The sequence below is a fragment of the Dietzia sp. DQ12-76 genome (assembly GCF_014145045.1).
Taxonomy (GTDB): Bacteria; Actinomycetota; Actinomycetes; order Mycobacteriales; family Mycobacteriaceae; genus Dietzia.
The window spans coordinates 12489-20007 of the sequence record NZ_JAALDV010000146.1; the positions used below are offsets into that span (position 1 = coordinate 12489).

Annotated in this window: 7 protein-coding genes, 1 pseudogene and 1 riboswitch; all 8 genes and pseudogenes read left to right on the top strand. The window is 69.0% G+C overall.

The window, feature by feature from the left end; genetic code table 11:
- Positions 1–51: 51 nt before the first annotated feature.
- On the top strand, positions 52–2349 hold the full coding sequence (secA2, locus tag G6019_RS06265) for an accessory Sec system translocase SecA2 (RefSeq protein WP_107756371.1): 2298 nt from the start codon (positions 52–54) through the stop codon (positions 2347–2349).
- Positions 2346–3110, top strand: a complete 765-nt coding sequence (locus G6019_RS06270; protein ID WP_107756372.1) for a CDP-alcohol phosphatidyltransferase family protein — start codon at positions 2346–2348, stop codon at positions 3108–3110. The genes secA2 and G6019_RS06270 overlap by 4 nt, the downstream gene beginning before the upstream one ends.
- A 9-nt stretch (positions 3111–3119) precedes the next feature.
- Entirely contained in the window at positions 3120–3563 is a 444-nt protein-coding gene (gene gcvH, locus G6019_RS06275) for a glycine cleavage system protein GcvH (RefSeq protein WP_182612402.1), read from the top strand.
- Positions 3564–3684: 121 nt separating this feature from the next.
- Positions 3685–4104: an oxoglutarate dehydrogenase inhibitor Odhl gene (gene odhI, locus G6019_RS06280; RefSeq protein ID WP_182612409.1), complete on the top strand. Its 420-nt coding sequence runs from the start codon at positions 3685–3687 to the stop codon at positions 4102–4104.
- A complete protein-coding gene (gene ftsR, locus G6019_RS06285) occupies positions 4101–4835 on the top strand; it encodes a transcriptional regulator FtsR (protein WP_107756375.1) in 735 nt (244 codons plus the stop codon). The genes odhI and ftsR overlap by 4 nt, the downstream gene beginning before the upstream one ends.
- Positions 4836–4905: 70 nt before the next feature.
- Positions 4906–5406: a bifunctional nuclease family protein gene (locus G6019_RS06290; protein WP_107758072.1), complete on the top strand. Its 501-nt coding sequence runs from the start codon at positions 4906–4908 to the stop codon at positions 5404–5406.
- A gap of 290 nt (positions 5407–5696) precedes the next feature.
- Positions 5697–6299: a MerR family transcriptional regulator gene (locus G6019_RS06295; RefSeq protein WP_370446354.1), complete on the top strand. Its 603-nt coding sequence runs from the start codon at positions 5697–5699 to the stop codon at positions 6297–6299.
- A 34-nt stretch (positions 6300–6333) separates the two neighbouring features.
- Positions 6334–6430: riboswitch (glycine riboswitch) on the top strand.
- Positions 6431–6605: 175 nt separating this feature from the next.
- Positions 6606–7519 (top strand): annotated as a pseudogene (locus G6019_RS06300) (glycine dehydrogenase (aminomethyl-transferring)); the annotation flags it as partial.

A 7519-nucleotide genomic window follows, 5' to 3' on the forward strand; every position in this document is an offset into this window, starting at 1 on the left:
CGCTGCGTACGGTGGCATCAACTGTTCGATAGACCGGGAAGGACTCCTCGCGTGGGATTCGCCAACCGCTTCTGGAAGCTGATGGGCTCCACCCAGGGCCGGGACACCTCGCGCGCGCAGAGTGCGGTCGAGGCGTCACACGGGTTCGACGAGTGGGCCTCGGGGGTGGCGGACGGCGATTTCGCGGACGAAGCCCACGGCCTGCAGCTCTTCGGTGAGTCGCCCGAGGACCTCGCCCGGTTCCTGGCTCTGGCCAGGGAGGCCGCGACCCGGGCCGTGGGCCTGAGGCCGTTCGACGTCCAGCTCCAGGGCGCACTGAGGATGTTCGCGGGCGACGTGGTGGAGATGGCGACCGGGGAGGGCAAGACCCTCGCGGGTGCGGTCGCGGCGGCCGGATACGCACTGCAGGGACACACCGTCCACGTCATCTCCGTCAACGACTACCTCGCCGCGCGGGACGCGCGGTGGATGGGTCCGATGTTCGAGCTCCTGGGCCTGACGGTGGGCCACGTGACCGAGTCGTCGACGCGCGAGGAGCGTCGCCGCGCCTACGCCTGCGACGTCACCTACGGGTCCGTCTCGGAGATCGGGTTCGACGTCCTGCGGGAGCAGCTGGTCACCGACCCGGCGGATCTCATCGCACCCACCACGGATGTCGCCCTGGTCGACGAGGCGGACTCGGTGCTCGTCGACGAGGCGCTGGTCCCCCTGGTCCTCGCCGGGTCGACCTCCGGGGAGGCGCCCACGGGGGAGATCCTCTCCGCGGTGCGCAAGCTACGGCCGGGTCGCCACTACGAGACCGACTCCGAGCGGCGCAACATCTTCCTCACCGACGACGGCGCCGAGGCCATCGAGGGTGAACTGGGAATCGGCGATCTCTACGACGCGGAGCACGTGGGCACCACGCTGGTCCAGGTGAACGTCGCACTGCACGCCTGCTTCCTGCTGAGGCGGGATGTGGACTACATCGTCCGGGACGGCCGGGTCCAACTGATCAACGCCTCGCGGGGTCGCGTCGCCGAGTTGCAGCGGTGGCCGGACGGGTTGCAGGCGGCCGTCGAGGCCAAGGAGGGCGTCGCGGTCTCCGAGGCCGGGCAGATCCTCGACAGCATCACGGTCCAGGCGTTCATCGGGAGGTACGACCGGGTGTGCGGGATGACGGGAACGGCGCTCGCCGCGGGGGCACAGTTCCGCGAGTTCTACTCCCTGGGCGTGTCCCAGATCGACCCCAACACCCCCTGCGTCCGCTTCGACGAGGCCGATCGGACCTACATCGACAACGACAGCAAGACCCGCGCGATCGTCGAACACATCGCCGCCGTCCACTCGACCGGCCAACCCGTGCTCGTGGGTACCCATGACGTCGCCGAGTCGGAGGAACTCGCAGCACGCCTGGCCGACAGGGGCGTGGACTGCGTCGTGCTCAACGCCAAGAACGACGAGGAGGAGGCCGCCATCATCGCCGAGGCGGGCGACGTGGGTAACGTCACCGTCTCCACCCAGATGGCCGGCCGGGGCACCGACATCAGACTGGGTGGGTCCGACGAGGCCCGCCGCGACGAGGTCGTCGAACTCGGCGGACTGCACGTGGTGGGGACCGGGAGGCATCGGACGGAGAGGCTCGACAACCAGCTCCGTGGTCGCGCCGGACGCCAGGGGGACCCCGGCAGCTCGGTGTTCTTCGCCGCCATGGACGACCCGGTGGTGACCTCGGCGCTGGAACCCGACAAGATCCCCACCGCGCACGACAGGATCAGCGGGCTGCTCAAGGGCAACCGCGGACGCGATGCGGTCGACCACGCACAGCGGGTCACCGAGGGACAGATGCTCGCGATCCACTCGAACACGTGGCGGTACAGCCGGCTCCTCGCCGAACAGCGGTCGATCCTCGCCGAGCGCCGCGCGGCGCTGTTGCTCACCGAGAAGGCGTTCGAGGAGCTGACCTCCCACGATCCGGATCGCAGTGCCGAACTCGTGGAGGCCCACGGCCGCGACGCCGTGGTGCAGGGGTGTCGGGACATCATGCTGTGGCATCTCGACCGGGGGTGGGCCCGCCACCTGGAGACGATGAACGACGTCCGCGAGTCGATCCACCTGCGCGCGCTGGGCAGGGAGAACCCCCTGGACGAATTCCACCGGATCGCGATCGACCACTTCAGGGACCTCGCCTCGGACGCCGTCCGGGAGTCGGAGGCGACGTTCGCCGAGATCGAGTTCACCGATTCGGGGGTGGACCTGGTGGCCAACGCCATGGCGCGGCCCACCTCGACGTGGACGTACATGGTCCACGACAACCCGATGGCGGCCGGCGGGAACGTCTTCTCCGGGATGATGTCGACCTTCCGATGAGCGCGGCGCGGGAGGGCAGACGGGAGACCGATCTGCGGGAATGGCGGACGGGAGAGGGCAAGGTCCTCGGCGCACGCATCCCGCCCCCGCGGGACGGGCACCTCTCGGCCGCGGTGCCACCCGGCCTCGGGTACGAACAGCCGCCCCGCGACCCCGAGGTCAGCGACAGGTTCTGGACGCTCCCCAACGTCATCTCGCTGGCGCGCATCGCGCTGATCCCGGTGCTCGTCGTGAGCATCCTGGTCTGGGAGGATCCGCCCCTGGCACTGTGGCTCCTGGGCGTTCTGGTGGTCTCCGACTGGCTCGACGGCAAGATCGCCCGCTTGTGGAACATGCGGTCGACGTGGGGCGAGCGTCTCGACCCCCTCGCAGACCGACTCCTGGTGGCGGCCGTGCCGGTGGCCTTCGCCGTCGCCGGATACATCCCCGTCTGGGTGGTGGTGGTTCTGCTGGTCAGAGACGCGGTGTTGGTGGGGACGATGCCGGTCTACCGGAGGCGCGGGATCGAACCCGAGGTCACGTACCTGGGCAAAGCGGCCACGTTCGCACTGTTCTGGTCGCTGCCCCTGCTGCTCGCCGGGTACGCGGGGGTTCCCGGAGGGGAGGGGCTGATGATCCTGGGCGAGGCGTGCCTGTACTGGGGCGTGGGCCTCTACTGCTGGAGCGGCGGGATCTACCTGTGGCAGGCCTGGAGGATCGCCCGCTCCGTCCCCCCGCGCCGCGGCCGATCTACTTCAGTGGAGTCGCCCGGCGGTGTGTAATGTCGCCACATGTACACGCCAAGTGAGCCACGCGAGAAGGGCACGTCAGTGAGCGACCAGAACATCCCCGACCAGCTCCGGTACACCGACGAGCACGAGTGGGTCGAACGGGTGTCCGATACCCGCGTTCGCATCGGCATCACCGAGTACGCGCAGTCCAAATTGGGGGACATCGTCTTCGTACAGCTCCCGGACGTGGGCGGGGAGACGGAGTCGGGTGAGCCGTTCGGCGAGGTCGAGTCCCCCAAGAGCGTCTCCGATCTGTACGCCCCGCTCAGTGGGAAGGTCGTCGAGGTGAACACCGCCCTGGAGACCTCGCCCGAGCTGGTCAACTCGGATCCCTACGGTGAAGGGTGGATCGTCGTCCTCGAGATCCCGGACGTCGACGACCTCGAGGCGCAACTCGAACAGACCCTCGACTCGGACGGGTACTCCAAGATCACGGAGGGTTGAGGGGGAGGGACCGCCCCCGGCCCCGTGGCCGGACGGTCCGACATAGAATCGCAGGCACCGCATGGTGAGCCCCACGCCCGGGCTCGGACGAGGAGAGACGAACGTGACCGAGAACAAGAACATGCCCGAGGCCACCGCCGAGACCACCTCGGTGTTCCGCGCTGAGCTTCTCAACGAGTCCGATCAGCAGGCGGCTCAGTCCGAGCCCGCCGTCACCGGTGTCGAGGGCCTACCCGAGGGGCAGGCGCTGCTGGTGGTCAAGCGGGGGCCCAACGCGGGCTCACGGTTTCTCCTGGACCAGTCGACGACGTCGGCGGGCCGCCATCCGGACAGCGACATCTTCCTCGACGACGTCACCGTGAGCCGACGCCACGCCGAGTTCAGGAGCGAGGCCGGGACCTTCACCGTCGTCGACGTGGGATCCCTCAACGGGACGTACGTCAACCGTGAGCCGGTGGACTCGGCATCACTGTCCAACGGGGACGAGGTACAGATCGGCAAGTTCCGCCTCGTGTTCCTGACGGGTACGCCCGGGCAGTGACGGCCGCCGGACACGGCGCCGCAGAGGAGGGGCACCTCTCCATCGGCGGCGTCATCGCACTCCTGAGTCCGGATTTCCCGGACCTCACGGTGTCGAAGGTCCGGTTCCTCGAGAACGAAGGACTGGTCACCCCCGAGCGGACCGCCAGCGGATACCGTCGGTTCAGCGTCGGTGACCGCGAGCGGCTGCGGTATGTCCTCACGGCGCAGCGAGACCGTTATCTGCCGCTCAAAGTGATCCGCGAGGAGTTGGAAGCGCTCGATTCCGCCATCGCGGACGGGTCCACCACCGCTCTGCTCCCACGGCATGGCACGGACGGGGTGCCGGGGTCGACCCCGGACGATTTCCGGAGCGACACCGTCCTACGTCTCACGCGCGAGGACGTGGTGGCACAGTCGGAGGTGGACCCGGAGTTCGTGGGGTCGCTCATCGACGCCGGGCTCATCGTGGCTGGTGCGGGTGGCTTCTTCGACCCGGAGGCGGTCCTGGTCGCGCGGACCGCGCACGATCTCGCCGGTCACGGTGTGGACGTCCGTCATCTCCGGGGGTTCCGGACCGCCGCTGACCGGCAGACGGGGTTGATCACCCAGATCGCCGGCCCGGTGGCCCGGCAGGGCGATGCGGATGCCCGCGATCGCGCGGCAGAGCTGGCCCGGGAGATCGCGGCGCTGTCGGTGGCGCTGCATTCCACGCTGGTCACCGTTGCCGTCCGTCACGCGTTGGAATCCTGACGCGAGCGCTCGCGGGCGGTTCGGGACTAGGCTGTTAGGCGTGCGAGAGGCGGAGGACATGGGACAGAACATGCGCGAGGTGAGCGTCGTCGGTATCCGGTTCGAGGAGCCGGAGTACGCACCGGTCTTGATCCTGCACGAGAAGGACGGTGGCCGATACGTCCCGATCTGGATCGGCGCGTCCGAGGCCGCGGCCATCAGTCTTCAACAGCAGGGTGTGCAGCCGGGCAGGCCGCTGACCCATGATCTCGTCGCGACGCTCCTCGAGACCTTCTCCCACCCGCTCGAACAGGTGGAGATCGTGGGGGTCTCCGAGGGGACCTTCCTCGCCGAGCTCGTCTTCGAGGGGCGACGGGTGTCCGCTCGCCCGTCGGACGCCGTGGCGGTGGCGCTGAGGACGTCGTCACCGGTCCTCGTCAGCCGGGAGGTCCTCGACGAGGTCGGTATCTCTCTGGTGGAGCAGGGCGAGGAGGAGGTCGAGGCGTTCCGTGAGTTCCTCGACCAGGTGAGCCCGGACGACTTTCTCGGCGGTGGCGACGCCCCGCGGGAGCCCGGCGGCCGCACATCCTGACCGCTGTGACCAGGTATTTCGACACTCACAAGAGTCACTCCAGCACCAGTTGGCAGGTCGCGACTATGTCTCAAGTTCAACTTGAGGTTGAGGTTTACCGCGTGTCCTATTGATCGCAGCCTCGCGCGGGCCTAGCGTTGCTCCCAGTGAACTACACCGATGGTGTTCACACGTTCAGGAACCGGGCCCGTCAGGATCCGGCACCGTGCCGCCGCGCCAGCGGGGGCACCCCACAGCTTGAGGGAGCAATCGTGGCCGACCACACCCGGGATCCGGAGTCGTCCTCCATCGTGACGCAGACGGAGGGTCTCTTCGGAGGCGACATCGAGGCCACCCAGGCCACGTTCGACGAGGTGCAACCCGGGCTGTTCCCCGACGACGGGATTCCTGACGGGACGAGTGGGTACCGGGTCCCGATCGCCTGTCAGATCGCCGGCATCACCTACCGTCAGCTCGACTACTGGGCCCGGACCGATCTGGTGGTGCCGTCGATCCGCAACGCCGCCGGGTCCGGGAGTCAGCGCCTGTACTCGTTCAAGGACATCCTCGTCCTCAAGATAGTCAAGCAGCTGCTCGACACCGGAATCTCGCTGCAGAACATCCGCAAGGCCGTGGACCAGATCCGCTCCCGCGGCGTGAAGGACCTGGCCACGATCACCCTCTTCTCCGACGGCCGGACGGTGTTCGAGTGCACGTCCAAGGAGGAGGTGTTCGACCTCCTGCAGGGCGGGCAGGGGGTCTTCGGTATCGGGATCGGGGGTGCGATGCGGGAACTCGCCGGGTCGATCTCCGAGTTCCCCGCCGAGACCGTCTCCGCAGAGGACGTCATCGAGCCCCTCGAGGACGAGTTGGCGGCCCGCCGGCGCGCCCGCGCCTCGCGGCGAACGGGCTGATCGGCGGGAGTCGTCTAGACTCGGCGGTGCGTTCACGCGACTCACGGGAGAGTTCCGCGGCTGCAGCCGCGGGCGCCGAAGGAGCAACTCCTCTCCGAGAATCTCTCAGGCACCCGGACCGTGCAGTCGTCTAACGCCTCTGGAGAGCGGTGGAACAGACCACCCGCCCACGGGGAAAGCGCGGCTCGCTGGTGGGCCCCGTGAATCTCTCAGGCGCCGGCCTCAGCCGGTTGGGGACAGAGCGGAGAGGGTAGCACCGGCCCGCAGGCCGCCCGCCCGGGCGGCCCCGCCCTTCGAGGAGCACCTGTGACGACGACCCCGCACACCGCCCGGACCGGAGGCGAGTTCGTCGCCCGCCATCTGGGACCCGACACCGACGGCCTGGCCCACATCCTGCGGACCATCGGCGTGGACTCGCTCGACGAGCTCGCCGAACGCGCGTTCCCCTCGGTCATTCTCGACGAGGTGGGGCCCGACGGACGGGCAGCCGGCATCGACGCGCTCCCCGAGCCGTTGTCCGAGGCCGACACCCTCGCCGCCCTGCGGGTGCTCGCCGACGGCAACGAGGTCGCGGTCTCGATGATCGGCCAGGGGTACTACGACACCCTCACCCCGGCTGTCATCCGCCGCAACGTCGTCGAGAGCCCCGCCTGGTATACGGGCTACACGCCGTATCAGCCGGAGATCAGTCAGGGCCGGCTCGAGGCGCTCCTCAACTTCCAGACCATGGTCGCCGACCTCACCGGCATGGATATGGCGGGTGCCTCCATGCTGGACGAGGGGACCGCGGCCGCCGAGGCCATGACGATGCTCCGCCGGGCCAACCGGTCCTCGAAGAGTCCCCGCTTCGCGGTGGACACGGACGTCTTCGGCCAGACCGCCGCGATCCTCGCGACCCGCGCCGAACCGCTGGGCATCGAGATCGTCACCGCGAACCTGATCGACGACGGATTGCCCGAGGGAGACTTCTTCGGCGCCCTCGTGCAGACGCCGGGGGCCTCGGGCCGGGTCGCCGACGTCGCCGGGCTGATCGAGCAGTGCCACGACCGGGGTGTCCTCGTGGCGGCGGGTGTCGACCTTCTCGCCGCCTCCGTCCTCACGCCGGCGGGGGAGAAGGGGGCGGACGCCTGCTTCGGGTCCTCCCAGCGCTTCGGCGTACCCATGGGTTTCGGCGGCCCCCACGCGGGATTCCTCGCCTGCCGCACCGCGCACGCGCGCAA

Excerpts from the sequence above, each read along its gene's own strand:
- G6019_RS06270 (WP_107756372.1), top strand. The coding sequence starts at position 2,346 with ATGAGCGCGGCGCGGGAGGGCAGACGGGAGACCGATCTGCGGGAATGG.
- gcvH (WP_182612402.1), top strand. The coding sequence starts at position 3,120 with ATGTACACGCCAAGTGAGCCACGCGAGAAGGGCACGTCAGTGAGCGAC.
- odhI (WP_182612409.1), top strand. The coding sequence starts at position 3,685 with ATGCCCGAGGCCACCGCCGAGACCACCTCGGTGTTCCGCGCTGAGCTT.
- G6019_RS06290 (WP_107758072.1), top strand. The coding sequence starts at position 4,906 with ATGCGCGAGGTGAGCGTCGTCGGTATCCGGTTCGAGGAGCCGGAGTAC.